This window comes from Pseudomonas sp. lyk4-R2A-10, from assembly GCF_030209075.1.
In the GTDB taxonomy this organism is placed as follows: Bacteria; Pseudomonadota; Gammaproteobacteria; order Pseudomonadales; family Pseudomonadaceae; genus Aquipseudomonas; species Aquipseudomonas glycinae.
In genome coordinates this window covers 473612-493007 of the sequence record NZ_JARVSR010000012.1, presented here as the reverse complement: position 1 = coordinate 493007, position 19396 = coordinate 473612, and the positions used below count along the sequence as shown (strand labels likewise).

General features: G+C 61.6%; 17 protein-coding genes. 8 read left to right on the top strand and 9 right to left on the bottom strand.

The annotated features are described in order from the left end of the window. Positions 1 to 35: 35 nt before the first annotated feature. The 4 genes from QRN46_RS23145 to QRN46_RS23130 are packed head-to-tail and all read left to right on the top strand — an operon-like array spanning position 36 to position 3010. Positions 36 to 701: an amino acid ABC transporter permease gene (locus tag QRN46_RS23145; RefSeq protein WP_285357468.1), complete on the top strand. Its 666-nt coding sequence runs from the start codon at positions 36 to 38 to the stop codon at positions 699 to 701. After that, complete coding sequence (locus QRN46_RS23140; RefSeq protein ID WP_285357465.1) at positions 682 to 1341, top strand: amino acid ABC transporter permease; 660 nt, start codon at positions 682 to 684, stop codon at positions 1339 to 1341. The genes QRN46_RS23145 and QRN46_RS23140 overlap by 20 nt, the downstream gene beginning before the upstream one ends. Further along, positions 1338 to 2135 (top strand): amino acid ABC transporter ATP-binding protein, encoded by a 798-nt coding sequence (locus QRN46_RS23135; RefSeq protein WP_285357463.1) that lies wholly within the window; start codon positions 1338 to 1340, stop codon positions 2133 to 2135. The genes QRN46_RS23140 and QRN46_RS23135 overlap by 4 nt, the downstream gene beginning before the upstream one ends. Next, on the top strand, positions 2132 to 3010 hold the full coding sequence (locus QRN46_RS23130) for a transporter substrate-binding domain-containing protein (protein ID WP_064382718.1): 879 nt from the start codon (positions 2132 to 2134) through the stop codon (positions 3008 to 3010). Before QRN46_RS23135 ends, QRN46_RS23130 begins: the two co-directional genes overlap by 4 nt. Here the strand turns inward: QRN46_RS23130 and QRN46_RS23125 are convergent. Beyond that, positions 3007 to 4167, bottom strand: coding sequence for an AAA family ATPase (locus QRN46_RS23125; protein ID WP_285357460.1), 1161 nt, complete (start codon positions 4165 to 4167; stop codon positions 3007 to 3009). The genes QRN46_RS23130 and QRN46_RS23125 overlap by 4 nt on opposite strands. A 144-nt stretch (positions 4168 to 4311) precedes the next feature. Here QRN46_RS23125 and QRN46_RS23120 point away from each other — a divergent pair, with 144 nt between their 5' ends. From QRN46_RS23120 to QRN46_RS23110, 3 genes are read left to right on the top strand one after another with little or no spacing between them, the layout of a single operon-like run. After that, positions 4312 to 5415, top strand: a complete 1104-nt coding sequence (locus QRN46_RS23120) for an efflux RND transporter periplasmic adaptor subunit (protein WP_011331936.1) — start codon at positions 4312 to 4314, stop codon at positions 5413 to 5415. Next, entirely contained in the window at positions 5412 to 6476 is a 1065-nt protein-coding gene (locus QRN46_RS23115; RefSeq protein WP_011331937.1) for an efflux RND transporter periplasmic adaptor subunit, read from the top strand. The genes QRN46_RS23120 and QRN46_RS23115 overlap by 4 nt, the downstream gene beginning before the upstream one ends. Next, positions 6473 to 9526, top strand: a complete 3054-nt coding sequence (locus tag QRN46_RS23110) for an efflux RND transporter permease subunit (protein ID WP_011331938.1) — start codon at positions 6473 to 6475, stop codon at positions 9524 to 9526. The genes QRN46_RS23115 and QRN46_RS23110 overlap by 4 nt, the downstream gene beginning before the upstream one ends. A gap of 26 nt (positions 9527 to 9552) precedes the next feature. Here the strand turns inward: QRN46_RS23110 and QRN46_RS23105 are convergent, their stop codons facing one another. Then, complete coding sequence (locus QRN46_RS23105; RefSeq protein WP_011331939.1) at positions 9553 to 10182, bottom strand: class I SAM-dependent methyltransferase; 630 nt, start codon at positions 10180 to 10182, stop codon at positions 9553 to 9555. A 182-nt stretch (positions 10183 to 10364) separates the two neighbouring features. Here QRN46_RS23105 and QRN46_RS23100 point away from each other — a divergent pair, with 182 nt between their 5' ends. Then, on the top strand, positions 10365 to 11783 hold the full coding sequence (locus QRN46_RS23100; RefSeq protein ID WP_011331940.1) for a hypothetical protein: 1419 nt from the start codon (positions 10365 to 10367) through the stop codon (positions 11781 to 11783). A 5-nt stretch (positions 11784 to 11788) separates the two neighbouring features. Here QRN46_RS23100 and QRN46_RS23095 read toward each other — a convergent pair whose 3' ends face one another. The 7 genes from QRN46_RS23095 to QRN46_RS23065 form a co-directional block, all read right to left on the bottom strand. Continuing rightward, the gene (locus QRN46_RS23095; protein WP_007952752.1) at positions 11789 to 12433 is read right to left on the bottom strand and encodes a methionine ABC transporter permease; all 645 of its coding nucleotides are present in this window, start codon (positions 12431 to 12433) and stop codon (positions 11789 to 11791) included. Continuing rightward, positions 12423 to 13547, bottom strand: coding sequence for a methionine ABC transporter ATP-binding protein (locus QRN46_RS23090; RefSeq protein WP_201817966.1), 1125 nt, complete (start codon positions 13545 to 13547; stop codon positions 12423 to 12425). Before QRN46_RS23090 ends, QRN46_RS23095 begins: the two co-directional genes overlap by 11 nt. A gap of 2 nt (positions 13548 to 13549) precedes the next feature. Then, on the bottom strand, positions 13550 to 14359 hold the full coding sequence (locus QRN46_RS23085) for a MetQ/NlpA family ABC transporter substrate-binding protein (protein ID WP_007952748.1): 810 nt from the start codon (positions 14357 to 14359) through the stop codon (positions 13550 to 13552). Positions 14360 to 14372: 13 nt separating this feature from the next. Then, entirely contained in the window at positions 14373 to 15737 is a 1365-nt protein-coding gene (locus tag QRN46_RS23080; protein ID WP_011331942.1) for an LLM class flavin-dependent oxidoreductase, read from the bottom strand. Continuing rightward, positions 15737 to 16930 carry an SfnB family sulfur acquisition oxidoreductase gene (locus tag QRN46_RS23075; protein ID WP_011331943.1) on the bottom strand — a complete coding sequence of 398 codons (1194 nt, stop codon included), beginning with the start codon at positions 16928 to 16930 and terminating at the stop codon, positions 15737 to 15739. The genes QRN46_RS23080 and QRN46_RS23075 overlap by 1 nt, the downstream gene beginning before the upstream one ends. Before the next feature lie 38 nt (positions 16931 to 16968). Further along, the gene (locus tag QRN46_RS23070) at positions 16969 to 18210 is read right to left on the bottom strand and encodes an SfnB family sulfur acquisition oxidoreductase (RefSeq protein ID WP_011331944.1); all 1242 of its coding nucleotides are present in this window, start codon (positions 18208 to 18210) and stop codon (positions 16969 to 16971) included. A gap of 266 nt (positions 18211 to 18476) precedes the next feature. Further along, the gene (locus QRN46_RS23065) at positions 18477 to 19241 is read right to left on the bottom strand and encodes a hypothetical protein (RefSeq protein WP_011331945.1); all 765 of its coding nucleotides are present in this window, start codon (positions 19239 to 19241) and stop codon (positions 18477 to 18479) included. Positions 19242 to 19396: the final 155 nt, after the last annotated feature.

The following is a 19396-nucleotide window of genomic DNA, read 5'->3' as shown; positions in this document are numbered from 1 at the left end:
CCACCGCCGCTTACCGAGCGGCGTCAGGATGTTTCATGACCTTCGATTACGCATTTATCCTCAGCACCTTGCCGGCGTTTCTCAAAGCGGTGGGCGTGACGCTGCAGGTCGGTTTGATCGCCATTGGCACCTCGCTGCTGGTGGCGTTGCTCAATGCGACGATTCTGGTGTTCCGCACGCCTTACCTGCAAAAACTGGTCGGGCTGTATGTGGAGCTGGCGCGCAATACACCGCTGCTGATCCAGCTGTTCTTCGTCTACTTCGCGCTGCCGGCACTGGGGATCAAGGTTTCCGGATTCACCGCGGCGATCATCACCATGACCTTTCTCGGCGGTGCCTACTTCACCGAAGTGCTGCGCGCCGGCGTCGATGCGGTGCCCCAGGCGCAACTGGAGTCCGGGCGCTCCATCGGTTTGTCCCACGGCCAGTTGCTGCGTTACGTGATCCTGCCGGAAGCCGGAATCCTCAGCCTGCCGTCGCTGTTCGCCAATTTCATTTTCCTGCTCAAGGAGACCACCGTGGTCTCGGCCGTGGCGGTGCCGGAAATTCTCTACACCACCAAAAGCTACATCGCGCTCTACTACAAAACCTACGAAATGCTCGCCGTGCTGACATTGATCTGCGTGCTGCTGTTCCTGCCGCTGTCGCTGCTGTTGAGCCGTCTGGAAAGGAGGCTCCAGCATGGCCAGTTCGGGTCTTGAACTGCTCTGGGTGTCGTTGCCGCAACTGGCCAAAGGCGCCGGGCAAACCCTGTCGATCTCGTTCCTGAGCATCGCCATCAGTACCGTCGGCGGCGTGCTCTACGGCGTGCTGCGCACGCTCAAGGTACGGTGGTTGAACGCGCTGCTGCGGATCTATCTGGAACTGTTCCGGGCGATCCCGGTGCTGGTCTGGTTGTACCTGCTGTTTTTCGGCCTGCCGATTTTCTTCGGCCTGAGCCTGCCGAGCTTCTGGTGCGCGGTGCTGGTGCTGTCGCTGTGGGGCGCGAGTGAGGTCGGCGAAGTGGCGCGCGGTGCGCTGCATTCGTTGCCGCGCGGGCAGCGTGAGGCGGGGCTGTCGATCGGCCTGAACGCGGCGCAGCTCTACGGTTACGTGCTGCTGCCCCAGGCGCTGAAGCGCATGACGCCGCCGACCGTCAACGTCTACACGCGGATCATCAAGACCAGTTCCCTGGCGGTGCTGATCGGTGTGGTGGATGTGATCAAGGTTGGGCAGCAGATCATCGAGCGTACCTACGAATCGGTGCTGATCTACGGCGCGCTGTTTCTGTTTTTCTTTTTCATCTGCTACCCGCTGTCGGCCGCTTCGCGCGTGCTGGAGCGGCGCTGGACGCAAGCATGAGCGCATTGATCGAGTTTCAGGGCTTCAACAAATTCTTCGGTGAACAGCAGGTGCTCAAGGGCATCGACCTGCAAGTGAAATCCGGCGAAGTCATCGTCGTCCTCGGCCCCAGCGGCTGCGGCAAAAGCACCCTGCTGCGTTGCCTCAACGGTCTGGAAACCGCCCACAGCGGCCACCTGAAATTCGCCGGCCGCGAATTGCTGGACAAGGCCACCGACTGGCGCGAAGTGCGTCAGCAGATCGGCATGGTGTTCCAGAGTTATCACCTGTTTCCGCACATGAGCGTGCTCGACAATTTGCTGCTCGGCCCGCTCAAGGTGCAGAAGCGCGAACGCCGCGAAGCACAGCAACAAGCCGAAGCGTTGCTTGAGCGCGTGGGCCTGGCGGACAAGCGCGACGCTTTCCCGCGCCAGCTCTCCGGTGGCCAGCAGCAACGCATCGCCATCGTCCGCTCGCTGTGCATGAACCCGCGGGTCATGCTCTTCGACGAAGTCACCGCCGCCCTTGATCCGGAGATGGTCAAGGAAGTGCTGGAAGTGATTCAGGGGCTGGCTCGCGAAGGCATGACCCTGTTGATTGTCACCCACGAGATGGCCTTCGCCCGCGCGGTGGCCGATCGCATCGTGTTCATGGATGCCGGGCGCATCCTTGAACAGAACCCGCCCGAGCTTTTCTTTACGAACCCGCAAACCGCACGCGCGCAGCAGTTCCTGGAGAAGTTCTCCTACGTCGAAGCGCTGACTTCAACGACTTCGCCCACAACGCCTCAAACCAAGGAACTGGAACTGCCATGAAAACTGCCAAAGCCCTATTTGCATTACCGCTGATCAGCCTTGCGTTGCTGGCCGGCTGCAACAAGACCGAAGAGCCGGCCAAGCCGAAAGTCGCCAGCGAAAGCACCGCGCCGGCGGGTTACCTGGACAAGATCAAGGCCCGCGACAAACTGATCGTCGGCGTATTCACCGACAAGCCGCCGTTCGGTTTTGTCAACGAAGCGGGGCGCTACGTCGGCTTCGATACCGACATCGGCCGTCAATTCGCCAAGGATCTGCTGGGCGATGAAAACAAGGTCGAGTTCGTGGCCGTGGAACCGGCGAGCCGCATTCCGTTTCTGCAAAGCGACAAGGTCGACCTGATCCTCGCCAACATGACCGTGACCCCGGAGCGCAAGGAAGCGGTGGAATTCACCAACCCGAATCTCAAGGTCGCGGTGCAGGCGCTGGTGCCGCAGAGCAGTGATGTGAAAAAGCTCGATGATCTGGCAACCCGCACCACCATCGTCACCACTGGCACCACCGCCGATATCTGGCTGACCAAGAACCACCCGGACTGGAAACTGCTGAAGTTCGAGAAAAACTCCGAGTCCCTGCAAGCCCTGGCCAACGGCCGTGGCGATGCCTACGCGCAGGACAATCTGGTGCTGTTCAGCTGGGCCAAGCAAAACCCGGGCTACCGTGTGCTGGACGAAAAACTTGGCGCCGAAGCACCGATTGCGCCGGCGGTGAAGAAGGGCAATATCGAATTGCGCGATTGGGTGAATGCGGAATTGGCCAAGCTGGGGGAAGAGAAATATCTGCTCAAGCTGTATGACCAATACGTGCGTAAAGAGCTGAGTGATGACACCAAGCCTGAGAGCGTGATTGTCGAAGGCGGGAAGTGGCAGGGTTAATCAGGCCAATTCCACGCCGGCTCATCCAGAACCCTCTGCCCGACGATCCCGGTCTGGCCGAGGGTTTTTTCCAGCACGATGCAATTGCATTCCGGGTCTTGCTGCAACGCCGAAATCAATCGTCGGGCATGGGATACCACCCACACCTGACACTGCTCCGACACGCGGATGATCAAGCGCGCCAGCGCCGGCAGCAGATCCGGATGCAGGCTGGTTTCCGGCTCGTTCAGGACCATCAGCGATGGCGGGCGTGGCGTCAGCAGCGCGGCGACCAGCAGCAGATAGCGCAACGTGCCGTCCGACAATTCCGCCGCCGACAACGGCCGCAGCAACCCTTCCTGAAAGAACTCGATAGCGAAGCGTCCGCCCGCCAGCGGCGCAATGTTCAGGCGTGCACCGGGAAACGCATCACTGATCGCCGCCTGCAGCGCCTCGGGATCGCCGATCTCGCGGATGGTCTGCAACGCCGCCGCCAGATCGCGCCCGTCGTGATGCAGCACCGGCGTGCGCGTGCCCAGTTGCGGCTGGCGCACCGGGGCGTCGGCGTCGCTGCGAAAGTGATCGTAGAAGCGCCAGCGGCGGATGAACTCGCGCATCTGGAACACCTCCGGGGAGGTGCGCAGGCTGCCGACCTGATCGAACAGGCTGTCGAAGTTCGGCGTGTGCTGGGCCAGCACGTCCCAACTGCGACCGTCGCGGGTACGGATCATCGGCCCGTCGCGATCCACCAGCAGGCTGGCCGGACGATAAAGCGGCCCGGCCCAGATGCATTCCTTTTTGATTTCCGGGTCGAGGGAAAAGTACGAGAGGCTCGGCTCAGGCAATCCCAGGGCGATCGAATAACTGAAATCCTCCCCGGCAAAGCCCAGACGCAGGCGTTTGACGCCCTGGCGCACGGTGGACTGGATCGGCACTTCACCGTTGCGCATGCGCCGGCTGATGGTTTCCGGCCCGGCCCAGAACGTCGAGTCTAGCCCGCCCTCACGGGCCAGCGCATTGACCACGCCGCCCTGAGCGGTTTCCGCCAGCAGCCGCAGCGCCCGGTACAGGTTGGACTTGCCGCTGCCGTTGGGGCCAGTGATCAGGTTCAGACGGCCCAGCGGAATCACCAATTTATTGATCGAGCGGTAATTGGCCACCGCGAGGGTCTTGAGCATGAAAATCCTTCCTGGGTGCCCCGAAATCCGGATAAGGATACTCGCCGCACAGAAATGCATATATCGCCCGGACGAAGGTTGAACCCTGTTCTAAGCTCACAGTCGTATCGTCACTTGCACGTTCGTACACAGGAAGGAGTCTGCATGGCGAGTCCCGGATTGAAAACAGCGGTCATGCTCAGTCTGTTCGCTTTATTGAGCGCCTGCGGCGAGAAAAAGGCCCCTGCGGAATACCTGCCCCGGGTCTTCGTGCAGGAGGTGAACCCCGCCAATTACGCCGCCGCCGTGACCCTCACCGGCGATGTTCAGGCACGGGTGCAGACCGAACTGTCGTTCCGGGTCGGCGGCAAGATCATCCAGCGCATGGTCGATGTCGGTGACCGTGTCTCGGCCAAACAAGTGCTGGCCAAGCTCGATCCGAAGGATTTGCAGACCAATGTCGATTCCGCTCAGGCTCAGGTAGTGGCCGAGCAGGCGCGGGTCAAACAGAGCGCCGCCGCGTTCGTCCGCCAGCAGAAACTGTTGCCCAAGGGCTACACCAGCCAGAGCGAATACGATTCCGCGCAGGCTGCATTGCGCAGCAGCCAGAGTGCCTTGAGTGCAGCGCAGGCGCAGTTGGCCAACGCCAAGGATCAATTGAGCTATACCGCGCTGATCGCCGATGCGCCCGGCGTCATCACCGAGCGTCAGGCCGAAGTCGGCCAGGTGGTTCAGGCCACGGCACCGATTTTCAGCCTGGCCCGGGACGGCGACCGCGACGCCGTGTTCAACGTCTACGAATCCCTGCTGGCCGAACGGCCGGCGGAGCGTTCGATTGTCGTCAGCCTGCTCGACAACCCCGCCATCAAGACCACCGGCACCGTGCGCGAAATCACCCCGGCGGTGTCCGCGCAGTCCGGCACGGTGCAGGTCAAAGTCAGCCTCGACAGCCTGCCGCAAGGGATGCAACTGGGCTCGGTGGTGAGCGCCACGGCCAAGGGTACCGGCAAATCGGCCGTTGAATTGCCGTGGTCGGCGCTGACCAAGAACGTCAGCGATCCGGCGGTGTGGATGGTCGACGACAAAGGTGAAGCGCAGTTGCACAACGTCACCGTCAGCCGCTACCTGATCGGCAAGGTCATCATCAGCGAGGGCCTCAAGGGCGGGGAAAAAGTCATCGTCGCGGGTGGGCAGTTGCTGCATCCGGGCATGAAGGTCGAAATTGCCGAAAACACCTACAAGGATCTGCAGCCGGGAGCACAGCCATGAAGCGTCTGGGGCTGTTATCCATTGGCGTGTTGCTGGCCGCCTGCTCGAAAAGCGAGCCACCGCCGGAGCCGGTACGGCCGGTGTTGTCGGTCAAGGTCGAAGCGTTGAGCGAGGAAAACCTCGGGCGTTTCGCCGGCAGCATTCAGGCGCGCTATGAAAGCAATACCGGTTTTCGTGTCGGCGGGCGCATTGCCAGCCGCAACGTCGACGTCGGTACCGAGGTGCAGAAGGGCACGCTGCTCGCTACGCTCGATCCGACCGATCAGCAGAACCAGTTGCGTTCGGCCCAGGGCGATCTGGCCAGGGTTCAGGCACAACTGATCAACGCCCAGGCCAACGCCCGCCGTCAGCAAGCGCTGTTCGACCGGGGCGTGGGTGCGCAGGCGCAACTGGACATTGCCATGACGGACCTGAAAACCACCCAGGCCTCGCTGGATCAGGCTCGCGCGGCGGTCAATCAAAGCAAGGACCAACTCGATTACACCCAACTGCGCTCCGATCACAAAGCCGTGGTCACCGCGTGGAACGCCGAGGCCGGGCAAGTGGTTACGGCGGGCCAGCAAGTGGTGACCCTGGCGCAACCGGACATCAAGGAAGCGGTGATCGATCTGCCGGACACCCTGGTCGATGAGATCCCGTCCGACGTGGTGTTTCTGGTGGCCGGCCAGCTCGACCCGAACATCAACACCACGGCCACCCTGCGCGAGATCGAACCGCAGGCACAAAGTGCCACGCGCACCCGCCGTGCACGGTTGACCCTGGCCAATACGCCCGACGGCTTTCGCCTCGGCACGGCGATCAGCGTCACCCTCAGCTCGGCGATCAAACCACGTATCGAATTGCCAGCTACGGCGTTGCAGGAGGCCGATGGCAAACAGCGGATCTGGGTCATCGACACCCAAAGCAAAACCGTCAACCCGCGCGACGTCAGCGTGATCAGCCGCACCGACAGCAGCGTTGTACTTGCGGGTGGCGTGAAGAACGGCGAGCGCGTGGTCAGCGCCGGCGTCAACAGTCTCAAACCCGGACAATCCGTGAAACTTGACGAGGACAGTCAATGAAAGGGTCTTTCAATCTCTCCGAATGGGCCCTCAAGCATCAGTCTTTCGTCTGGTATCTGATGTTCGTCGCGTTGCTCATGGGGGTGTTCTCCTACTTCAATCTGGGGCGCGAGGAAGACCCGTCGTTCACCATCAAGACCATGGTGATCCAGACCAAATGGCCGGGCGCGACCCAGGAGGAAACCCTCAAGCAGGTCACCGATCGCATCGAGAAAAAACTCGAAGAACTCGATTCCCTCGACTATGTGAAAAGCTACACGCGCCCCGGCGAATCGACGGTGTACGTGTACCTGCGCGACACCACCAGCGCCAAGGACATTCCGGAAATCTGGTACCAGGTGCGCAAGAAGATCGACGACATTCGCGGGCAGTTTCCTCAAGGGATTCAGGGGCCGGGATTCAACGACGAATTCGGTGACGTGTTCGGCTCGGTGTACGCCTTCACCGCCGACGGCCTGACCATGCGCCAGTTGCGCGATTATGTGGAACAGGCGCGGGCCGAGATCCGCAATGTGCCGGGGCTGGGCAAGATCGAAATGATCGGCCAGCAGGACGAAGTGATTTACCTGAACTTCTCGACCCGCAAACTGGCGGCGCTGGGCATCGATCAGCGTCAGGTGGTGCAGAGCCTGCAATCGCAGAACGCCGTGACCCCGGCCGGTGTCATCGAGGCGGGGCCCGAGCGGATTTCCGTGCGGACTTCGGGGCAGTTCGCTTCGGAGAAAGACCTGGCCGAGGTCAATCTCAAGCTCAACGACCGCTTCTATCGTCTGGCGGATATCGCCGACATCACTCGTGGTTACACTGATCCGGCGACGCCGGAATTCCGTTTCGACGGCAAACCGGCGATCGGGCTGGCGATTGCCATGCAGAAGGGCGGCAACGTTCAGGAATTCGGCAAGGCCCTGCACAAACGCATCGATGAACTGACCGCGGATCTGCCGGTTGGCGTGGGTGTGCACACGGTGTCCGATCAGGCGGTGGTGGTGGAGGAGGCCGTTGGCGGATTCACCAGTGCCTTGTTCGAGGCGGTGGTTATCGTGCTGGTGGTCAGCTTCATCAGCCTGGGCGTGCGCGCCGGGCTGGTGGTGGCGTGCTCGATCCCGCTGGTGCTGGCGATGGTGTTTGTGTTCATGGAATACAGCGGCATCACCATGCAGCGGATTTCCCTCGGCGCTCTGATCATTGCCCTCGGCCTGTTGGTGGACGATGCGATGATCACCGTGGAAATGATGGTCACGCGCCTGGAAATGGGCGAGAGCAAGGAGGAGGCTGCGACGTTCGCCTACACCTCGACCGCGTTCCCGATGCTCACCGGTACGCTGGTGACGGTCGCCGGTTTTGTCCCCATCGGCCTCAACGCCAGTTCTGCCGGCGAGTACACCTACACGCTGTTCGCGGTGATTGCCGTGGCGATGATCGTGTCCTGGATTGTGGCGGTGTTCTTCGCCCCGGTGATCGGCGTACATATTCTGAGTACCAACGTGAAATCCCATGAGGCCGAACCGGGGCGCGTTGGTCGGGCGTTCAATGGAGGTTTGCTGTGGTGCATGCGCAATCGCTGGTGGGCCATCGGCATCACCGTGCTGTTGTTTGTGCTGGCAGTGTTCTGCATGCGGTTTGTGCAGAATCAGTTTTTCCCGTCTTCGGATCGACCGGAAATTCTGGTCGACCTCAACCTGCCGCAAAACGCCTCGATCGACGAAACCCGCAAGGCCGTCGACAAACTCGAGGCCACGCTCAAGGGCGATGCGGACATCGTGCGCTGGAGCACCTACATCGGTCAGGGTGCGATCCGTTTCTACCTGCCACTCGACCAACAATTGCAGAACCCGTATTACGCGCAACTGGTGATCGTCAGCAAAGACTTCGAAGCCCGCGAGGCCCTGAGTCAGCGCCTGCGCGAACGTCTGCACAAGGACTTCGTCGGCATCGGCAGTTATGTGCAGGCGCTGGAAATGGGGCCGCCGGTGGGGCGCCCGATCCAGTACCGGATCAGCGGCAAGGACATCGACCAAGTGCGCAAGCATGCCATCGACCTGGCGACTGAACTGGACAAGAACCCGCACATCGGCGAGATCATTTACGACTGGAACGAGCCGGGCAAAGTCCTGCGCATCGACATCGCCCAGGACAAGGCGCGCCAGCTCGGGCTGTCGTCCGAAGACGTGGCGAACCTGATGAACAGCATCGTCAGCGGGGCGCCGCTGACCCAGGTCAACGACGACATCTACCTGATCAACGTGGTCGGTCGCGCGGTGAGTTCGGAACGCGGTACGCCGGAAACCCTGCAGAACCTGCAGATCGTCACGCCCAACGGCACGTCGATCCCCTTGCTGGCCTTCGCCACGGTTCGTTATGAGCTGGAGCAGCCGCTGGTATGGCGTCGTGACCGCTTGCCGACCATCACCATCAAGGCGTCGGTGCGTGACGAGATTCAGCCGACCGATCTGGTGAAAATCCTCAAGCCGTCCATTGATGCCTTCGCCGAAAAACTGCCTGTGGGCTACAAGGTCGCCACCGGCGGTACGGTCGAGGAAAGTGGCAAGGCGCAGGGACCGATTGCCAAGGTATTACCGCTGATGCTGTTCCTGATGGCGACGTTCCTGATGATCCAGCTGCACAGCGTGCAGAAGCTGTTCCTGGTGGCCAGTGTTGCGCCGCTGGGGTTGATCGGTGTGGTGCTGGCGCTGGTGCCGACCGGTACGCCGATGGGCTTCGTGGCGATCCTCGGGATTCTGGCGTTGATCGGCATCATCATCCGCAACTCGGTGATCCTCGTGACCCAGATCGACGAGTTCGAACGCAAGGGCTATGCGCCGTGGGATGCGGTGGTGGAAGCCACCGAGCACCGACGTCGCCCGATCCTGCTGACGGCCGCGGCGGCGAGCATGGGCATGATCCCGATCGCCCGGGAAGTGTTCTGGGGGCCGATGGCCTACGCAATGATCGGCGGGATCGTGATTGCGACCCTGCTGACGCTGCTGTTTCTGCCGGCGCTGTATGTCGCCTGGTACAAGATTCGCGAGCCGAAGAAAGAGGCGCAGTAAGGCGAGCGCCTTGTGTTCATCGCCAACTACACGGCTTTGCGCCAGACACTCGCCAGCCAGGGCTGCTGCTCACGCGGCAGCCCCGCCGGCCGGTAGTAATGTTCCAGTTCGACGAACCCGGCAGCGGTCAACAATCCGCGCCAGGCCTCCAGATCGTGATACGAGCCATAACGCGGCCCGTTCCAGCCCTCGCGGTTATCCCCGCGCGGATTGGAGCTGAACAACACGCCACCCGGTTTCAATGTCCCGTGCAGTTGCTTCAGAACCCGAGGCAGCTCCTGCAACGGCACATGAAACAGCACCGCGTTGGCGAAGATCCCGTCGAAGCGTTCTGGCGGCAGATCCAGCTTCAGAAAGTCCTGACACCACACCTCGCAACCGCTGTCCTCGCGAGCCATCTGCGCGAATTTTTCCGCACCGTCGAGGCCGACGGCGACGTGTCCCATCCGGGTAAATGTCTGTAAGTCCCGCCCCGGCCCGCAGCCGAAATCGAGGATGGAAAACGGCGCCGTACCCTGGATGTGCCGCAACAGGGCGTCGATGTTCTGGCTGACATCGTGATCGCGGGTGCCTTCACGAAAATCTTCGGCCACCGCGTTGTAGTGGCCGAGCGTGGTCGAAGTGATCTGCTCAAGATCGGTGGGGGTCTGTTTCATGGTCGGACTGCGGTGGCATTCGGGTTTGGTGAATATACGCCATACAGGTTCAGGCGGGTGCGCAGGCAATAACCCTGTACCGCACTGAGCAATCCCGAAACGGATGAAATAACGCCTGTGCGACAGATGATTGTCGCGATGCCGCCCCGTCTCGGGCGACCTCTTCAGAAACAGGATTTCCTATGGTCATCGGTCGCAAGCCCCACGTCACGCCATCACCTGCCCGTTTTGCACCGGATGCCACGCGGCCCCGTACAAGGCCAGGCGATACCCTTTCCATCGAGGCCCCGGCAATCAAGGTTGCGCGAACCTCTCCAGCGCTGGAAAAAGATCCGGCGATGCCGGTTCCTGCTGACGCCGCGGTCACGATTACCGGGATGCCCCTGGCGGAAAATACTTCTATCCGGTCCGTAGTGATGTCGCTTGAAAAGTATCGCCTCAGACTGCCGCGTGGCCTCCCGGCTGCCGATACCCAGGGCATCAGGCGTTTCAAGGGCCGCGAGTTTGTCGATATCGCTGCGGGTGAAATCGTGCAGGTCCGGCAGGACGTCGTAACGGGTGAATACCGTGCGACGCTCCCGTCGGAACAGTCCGCCTCAGGGCCGAGACTTGTTCTTGATCAGCGGACGATGATCTGGAAAGCCGAACAACTGTCGATTCTGGCTGACATCGGCAACGCCATGAGCGCCCGATCCGATTCCGAGCTTATCGGCCTCAAGCCTTCAATCGGCAGGGATGCAACAGCTGCGCAGGGCCGACTGTATGAAGGCCGGGATGACCGGTTCGAGCGTCAAACCTCTCTCGCCGTGACGATCGTTGCCCGTGGACTGAGTCAGTTTGAACCCCGGCACGCAGCCACCCTGCGAACCGAGTTGCACGCGACGCACCAGATATTTTCCGATGCTCGCAATGGGCTCGCGGCGAACTACGCCGAGGTCGCAGGTATTTTTCAGGGATTTTTCGGCACGCAGCATGCACTGATCAAGGCGAAGTTCGCCGATTGCCTGTCGCGAGGCGAGGCGCTGTCAAAGGAGTATCAGGGGCCATGGGGGATGGAAAAGTTCGTGGGTGTGGCGTTTGACCAGGATCGCCGGGCGTGGATGTTCCAGTTCGATTTTCATGGCCGTTTATTTATCAGTCTCAATCACCTGCAAACCGGGGATTTTGCGGCCGTTCTGGGTCATGAGATGCTGCACACGAACAGGGTCAACCGATTCAAGAGCGTTGGGCCAGGCGCGCTGGATTTCTTTTATCTGGACGCGCGCATGGGAAATGCCCTAAGTCGTCCTGTGCCGGTTTACGACATGGCCGAGCGCGGTGTTTCGGAAGTCATCATGCAGGGCGGCATGACGGTGGCATACCTGGATGGGTTCACGAGCGACCACAGCCGTTTCACCGCCGGAGTCAGAGAGGCTCTGGGACTGGCAGAGAAGTTGGATGTCCAGACGGCTGTCGACCTGTTCAATGCCCACCCGACCGTTCGGACATCGCTAGCCTCAAGCAATGCCGACAGCATTATCTACGCCGCCACGAGTCTGCAGGCTCTGCATCTGGCCAGAATCGCAGACAGCCAGCTGCTTGAAAGCCTGTTGAACCGTTGACTATCTCAGCGCTTGTTCAGCCCCCGTGCCAGACGATCTCCACCCAGCTGAATCAGCGCCACCAGCGCCACCAGCAACACGATCACGGTCAACATGATCTGGCTGTCGAAGCGCTGATAGCCGTAGCGATAGGCGATGTCGCCCAGACCGCCAGCGCCAATCGCTCCGGCCATCGCCGAGGAGTTGATCATCGTCACCAGGGTGATGGTGAACCCGCCGACAATCCCCGGCAGGGCCTCGGGCAACAGCACGTGCCAGACGATGTGCCAGCGTCGGCAGCCCATGGCCTGCGCGGCTTCGATCAGGCCGTAATCGACTTCACGCAGGCTCACCTCGGCAATGCGCGCAAAGAACGGCGTGGCCGCGATGGTCAGCGGTACGACGGCCGCCCACACGCCGTAGGTGGTGCCGACGATTAGCCGGGTGAACGGGATCAGCGCGACCATCAGGATCAGAAACGGGATCGAACGAAACAGGTTCACGAACGCACCCAACGCGCGATTGAGCACCGGCGCTTCGTAGATGCCGCCCTTGTCGCTGGTGACTAGAATCACCGCCATCGGAATCCCGGCGAGCAATGCGATCAGCGACGACACGCCGACCATCAGAAACGTGTCGATGAAACCCTGCAGCAAGCGATCAAACCACATAACCCAACACCTCCGTGCGTTGTGCCCATTGGCCGGCACGCTCACGCAATTGCTCGGCATTCAGCTGTGAACCAGCGACCGCCAGCAACAGTTGCCCGAGCGCGTGGCCCTGGATCCGTTCCACGCCGCCCTGGAGCAATTTCACCCGGCCACCAAGCGCGGCGAACAGCGCGGCCAGATCCGGCTCATCCTGCTGGCTGCCGGTGAACTGCAAACGCAGCACAACTGACGCATCGGACGACGACGGCTGCACCTGCAAACGGCTCTGCAATTCTTCGGGCAAAGCGTGCTGCAACGGTGCGAGCAAGGTCTGGCTGACTTCGTGCTGTGGATTGCCAAACACTTCCCACACCGGGCCTTGCTCGACGATGCGGCCATGTTCCAGTACGACGACGCGGTCGCAGATTTCCCGGATCACCGCCATCTCGTGGGTGATCAGCACGATGGTCAGGCCCAGGCGTTTGTTGATCTCGCGCAGCAGGCCGAGGATCGACTGGGTGGTTTCCGGATCCAGTGCCGAAGTGGCTTCGTCGCAGAGCAGAATGTCCGGGTCATGCACCAGCGCGCGGGCGATGCCGACACGCTGTTTCTGCCCGCCGGACAGCTGCGCCGGATACGCCGTGTGCTTGGCTTGCAGGCCCACCAGTTCCAGCAGTTCGCGAACCTTTTTCTCCCGCTGTTCCTTCGGAACGCCAGCGACTTTCAGCGGCAGTTCGACGTTTTGCCACACCGTTTTCGCCGACATCAGGTTGAAGTGCTGGAAGATCATGCCGATCCGCCGCCGCAGGGCGACGAGGCGATCCTCGTCGTATTCGCCGATGTCCACCTGGTCGATCAGCACCCGGCCCGAGGTCGGTTGTTCGAGGCGGTTGATGGTGCGGATCAGCGACGACTTGCCGGCGCCGCTGCGGCCGATGATGCCGAACACTTCACCGCGCTGGATCGCCAGGTCGATGCCTTGCAGGGCAGCGACCGTGCCTTGTTTGCCGTCGTAGGTTTTGCCGAGCCCGACGAAACGCACATGAGCGCGGTTCAGTTCCGGATGCAGTTCGGTGCGTTGCGCAAGCGCAGGTGGCTCTGAAAGGTCCAGTCGCCGTTGGATGGCTGCGGTCATCCTCAGCTTTCCCAACCGGCCTGGTACAGCTTGCCGTGGGCCTTATCCAGTGCGGCGCGAACGGCTGGCGAATGTTGGTAAATGTCGACGAACTTGATCAGGCGCGGGTCGGTCTTGCTCTTCGGCTGGATCACGAACTGGATCACGTATTCCTTGTGGTCGAGGCCGTCGAACAGCAGTGCGGAGCCGGCATCGAAAGTCTTCGCCAGACGAATGTAGGCCGGATAGCCCTGGACCAGATCGGCGTCATCGTAGGCGCGCACCAGTTGCACCGCTTCGACCTGCAGGATCTTGATTTTCTTCGGGTTGGCGACGATGTCGTCTTCGGTAGCCTTGTAGCCGACGCCTGGTTTGAGGGTGATCAGACCGGCTTTGGCCAGCAGTTGCAGACCGCGACCGCTGTTGATCGGGTCGTTGGCAATGGCGACGCTGGCGCCTTCCGGCAGCTCGTCGAAGCTTTTGTATTTCTTCGAATACAGGCCGACGTTGTTGATGATCCCCGGGGCGAACGGCACCAGGTCGAAACCGGAGGCGGCCTTGGCGTTTTCCAGGAACGGAATGTGCTGGAAGTAGTTCACGTCGATGTCACCGGCGGCGAGGCTGACGTTCGGCGCGATCCAGTCGGTGAATTCCACCAGCTCGACTTTCAGGCCTTGTTTGGAGGCCTCTTCGACTGCGGCTTCCAGCGGAATCGCGAAGGCGGCGGTAGTGCCGATTTTCAACGGGGCATCGGCGGCGAAAACAGCCGAGCTGAACAGGCCGAAGGCCAGGGCCAGTGCTTTGACTGGGTGGGACAGCAGTTTCTTGGTCATGGTGGTTTTCCAGTCAGTGCGAGGAGGTGTGTCGGAAGTGGGCGCCGGTGTGTTGCGGCGGCAAATGCGCTTCGCCGTGAAACAGTTTTTCCCGCAGGCTGCCGCTGTCGTACGCGGTCTTGTACGAGCCGCGCCGTTGCAGTTCCGGAATCACCAGATCGATGAAATCCACATAGCTTTCCGGGGTGACGATGCGGGTCAGGTTGAAGCCGTCGAGGCCGGTTTCGGCGATCCACGATTCCAGTTCATCCGCCACTTGCTGCGGCGAACCGACCACGGTGATGTAGCGCCCGCCGAGGGCGTGCTGGTCGAGCAATTTGCGCCGGGTCCAGTCGTTGTTCTGCAAGTTCTTGGTGGCGGACTGGATCGCGTTGCTCTTCACGTACTGGATCGGTTCGTCGATTTCGTACTGGGAAAAATCGATCCCGGTGGAGGCCGAAAAATGCGCCACGCCCGCTTCGGCGCTGGCGTAGCTCAGGTATTCAGCGTGCTTGGCCCAGGCCGCTTCCTCGGTCTCGCCGACGATCACGTTGAGGCCCATGAACACCTTGATGTCCTCGGGATTGCGCCCGGCTTCGACGGCGCTGGCCCGGACTTTGTCCACCTGCGCCTTGGTCGACGGCTTGTTCTGGCCGCTGATGAACACGCACTCGGCATGGCGCCCGGCGAACAGCAGACCGCGATCCGAACTGCCGGCCTGAAACAGCACTGGCGTGCGCTGCGGTGACGGTTCGCACAGGTGATAACCCTCGACCTGATAGAACTCGCCCTTGTGTTCGACCTTGTGCACCTTGTCCGGCTGCGCGTAGATCCGCTGCTGTGGATCGTTGAGCACCGCACCGTTTTCCCAGCTGCCTTCCCAGAGTTTGTAGAGCACTTCGAGGTACTCGTCGGCCTGATCGTAACGCCGGTCGTGCTCGACCTGTTCACTGAGGCCCATCGCCTTGGCGGCGCTGTCCAGATAGCCGGTGACAATGTTCCAGCCCACCCGTCCACGGCTCAGGTGATCGAGGGTCGACATGCGTCGGGCGAACAAATATGGCGGCTCGTAGGTGAGGTTGGCGGTCAGGCCGAAACCGAGGTTTTTGGTCACCGCGGACATCGCCGATACCAGCAGCAGCGGGTCGTTGACCGGCAGCTGGATCGACTCCTTCAGGGTGACGTCCACCGAGTTCTGATAGACGTCGTACACGCCGACGATGTCGGCGATGAACAGCCCGTCGAACAGCCCGCGCTCCAGCAACTGTGCCAGTTCGGTCCAGTACTCGAGGGTCTTGTATCGGGTCGAGGTGTCGCGGGGATGGGTCCACAACCCGTGGTTGATGTGGCCGATGCAGTTCATGTTGAACGCATTGAGCAGGATCTTTTTCTTGCTCATCAGATGGTCCCTCGCAGCGGCGGGTTTTCATCGTTGAGGTAGTAATTGCCCACCGCGTGATACTTCCAGCGCACCGGGTCGTGCAGGGTGTGTACCCGGGCGTTGCGCCAGTGGCGGTCGAGGCCGTGCTCGATCAGGGTGGCCTGGCTGCCGGCCAGTTCGAACAGGGTGCTACCGGCGGCCAGGGAGATTTCGGTGCTGATTGCCCGTGCTTCGGCGACGGCAATCGAGGCTGCCGCAACGGTCTCGGCGTTAGTCTCGGCCTGGGCCGCGTCGAGGAATTCGCCGGCACGTTCGAGTAGGGCTTCGGTGGCGTGCAGGCGAATGCTCAAGTGGCCGAAGCTCTTGAGGGTCAGCGGGTCTTCGGTGGCTTTGTCGTTGCCCGAATCGATCCATGGACGGGTCTTGCTGCGCACGAAGTGCAACGCGTCTTCGTAAGCGGCGCGGGCGATGCCGGTGTCGATGGCGGCGTGAAGGATCTGCGCCAACGGGCCGACCGGGGTCGGGCGCTCGAAAGCGCTCTGGAACGGAATGACGTCTTCGGCGGCGACGTACACGTTTTCGAACACCACCGAACCGCTGCCAGTGGTGCGCTGGCCGAAGCCGCTCCAGTCGTCGATCACGGTCAGACCTTTGCTGTCGCGCGGGACGAACGCCAGTTGCTGCACGCCGTTTTCATCGACCACGGACGTTGGAATCCGTTGGGCGTAAATGGCGCCGGTCGCATAGAACTTGCGACCGTTGATGCGATAACCGCTGCCGTCGCGTTCGAGGCGGGTGACACGGTCGTGGGCGGTCCTGGTGCCCAGTTCTGCCAGGGCATTGCCAAAACGCTGGCCGGCGAGGACTTCGGCGTACAGACGTTGTTTCTGCTCGTGGCTGCCGTTCACCCGGAGCACTTCCAGGGCATAAAAATGGTTCTGTGGAATCTGCCCGAGCGAGCCATCGGCCCTGGCGATCAAAGCGATGACTTTGGCCAGGGTCACGTTGGATACGCCGGCGCCACCGTACTCCTTGGGCACGCTGATGCCCCACAGGCCGGAACGGGAAAACACGTCGAGCTCCGGCAGCGGCAGCCGGCGTTCGCGGTCGCGCAGGTTGCTGTCGCGCTGGAAATCTTCGGCCAGGTCGCTGGCGACGATCAGGGCTTGCTCGTCGCTGGTGATGACCGCGACGGGATGGGAAAAAGTCATGTATTTCTCCAGAGATCTGGTCAAAAGTGTTCGGGTCGTCAGATCCAGGAATGGCGAGCCGGCAACTTGCCGTTGAGGCGATAAGCGCCGACCGCGTGGTACTTCCAGCGCACCGGGTCGTGCAGGGTGTGCACCCGGGCGTTGCGCCAGTGACGGTCGAGGTTGAATTCGGCGAGGGTCGCGCGGCTGCCGGCCAGTTCGAAGAGTTTTTCGCTGGCCAGCAGCGAGATCTCGGTGGTCAGCACCTTGGCTTCGGCCACGGCAATCGAGGCGCGGGCGGCGGACTCGGCAGTCAGCGGTGCGGCGTGCACCTGATCCAGTACCTGCCCGGCCTTGCGCAGCAGCGCTTCGGCGGCGTGCAGTTCGATTTTCAGTTTGCCGATGTCGGCGATGACGTAGAGGTCATCGCTGGCCCGTTCGACGTTAGCGTCGATCCACGGCCGGGCGCGAGTCTTGACGAACTCAATGGCGTCATCGATGGCGCCACGGGCGATGCCGGCGTCGATCGCCGCTTGAATCAGCTGCGACACCGCGCCCTGGGTGTTGGGCTTTTCGTTGATCTTCCAGTTGTCCACCACGAGGCCGGCGTCGACCCGCACGTTGTTCAACAGGATCGTGCCACTGGCGGTGGTGCGCTGGCCGAAACCGGACCAGTCATCGACGATGCGCAGGCCCGGCGTGCCCCGACGGACGAAGGCCAAAACCTGTTTACCGTCATCGTTCAGCGCCTTGACCGCGACCCAGTGGGCGAACAGGGCGCCGGTGGAGTAGAACTTCTGGCCATTGATCACGTAGTCATCGCCGTCGGCGGTGATGCGCGCTTTCAATTCCAGGGTGTTCTTGGTGCCACGCTCCGGCCCGGCATTACCGATGCGCCAGCCTTCGAGCACACTCTGTAGCAAATGTTTTTTCTGCTGTTCGGTGGCGCTGCCGAGGATCAGGTTGATGATGCCGAACTGGTTCTGCGGGATCTGCCCCAATGCCGGGTCGGCTGCCGAAATGATCGCGAACACCTCGGCCAGGGTCACGAAGGAAACCTGCGGACCGCCGTATTCGCGCGGAATCGCGATGCTGCCGAGGCCGCTGCGGGTGAACTGTTCGATTTCCGACCACGGCAGCTTGCGCTGGCGATCACGTTTGGCGGCCTGCACGCGGGCGACTTGCGCCAGCTCATGGGCGGCCTTGATGGCTTGAGCGTCGTTGCGCAGCACTTGTGCAGGCAACAACAACGGGGCGATGTCCAGGTCACTCTGGACGTTTGCGTCTGCCAGACTGGACATCAGTGCCGCTCCCTGGCTGCACGCAATGCCCTGGCGATCTGCACTGGGGTGATTGTGTTCCGGACCATGTTACCTACCTCACATCTCATGAAAAACGCCGCAAAAGTGCGGCGAACGAAAGAATGTCCGGTGGTCCGGTTCATATACCCTAAGCGCGTATAAAATTTAAATAAACTAACTTTTAGGAATATGTATAGAAGGGGGCGTGGTCCGGTTGGTTAAGCGTGCGGCGGCGAGGGAAGTCGTCCCTCACCGGCCGTCGATGCTCATTTTTTTTGCGGCTCTGCTGCCTTCGGCGTTTCCTTGAGCGGCACCTTGAGGTAGGGATTCACGCAACCGATCTTCAGCGTTCGCGGCGGCGCCCAGCGCGAGTTGTTGCCGACCCGGTCGAGGATGCAGTAGGTCACATCCAGCCGCAGGTCTTCGCCGGCCTCGGTGATGATCGCCGGCGGCACCCAGACCTGAATCGGCTGGCCGACATCGGCAGGGGTGATGCGCGCCAGGTCCATCCGCACATCGCCCCAGCGCAGGGTGATGGCATCGCCGTCAGCCATGTTCAGGTACGGCTCGATGGTCAGTGGTACGCCACGCTTGATCTGGTTCGCGTTGACCCCCTGACGGCGAATGGTCTCGGGCAGGGTCACAGGGGCCAGTTGCTGGTTTTCGTCACCACACACCGCGGGGGGCTGCCCGCCGGGGCAGTCGAGTTTCACCGTGACGCGCGCCGCCGCCGACAGCGATGGCCCGTGCCCGACCCGCATGACCCGATAGTGGATGCGAGACGAACCGCTGGCGATGAAGCTTTCCGGCACTCGCAGGCTGATTGGGGCCGCGACGTCCTGTGCTGTCAGCAGGTGAGAAGCGACATAGCAGTTGTTCCAGAACAGTTCGATCAGGTCGCCGGTGTCCATCTCCGGGTAAGGCGGCACATCGACCAGCAGATGAGCCGCTGCCGCGAGGTTGATGCCATTGTTTCGGGATGGCGCCAGGCTCGGCGCGGCCAGTTCGGGGATGTGCGAAGTGCGGGTCATGAAGTCCTCTCCTTGAAGCCTTGCAGCGAAATCCGTTTCTGAAAGTTAAAATGGCGTGAATTGTCCGGTAATAAAAACAGGGTCGTTCGGCCATTCGTTATCGGGTCTTGGTCATGTTGTGGGGCGTGATGAGTGACTAGATAAAAGTTCGCTGA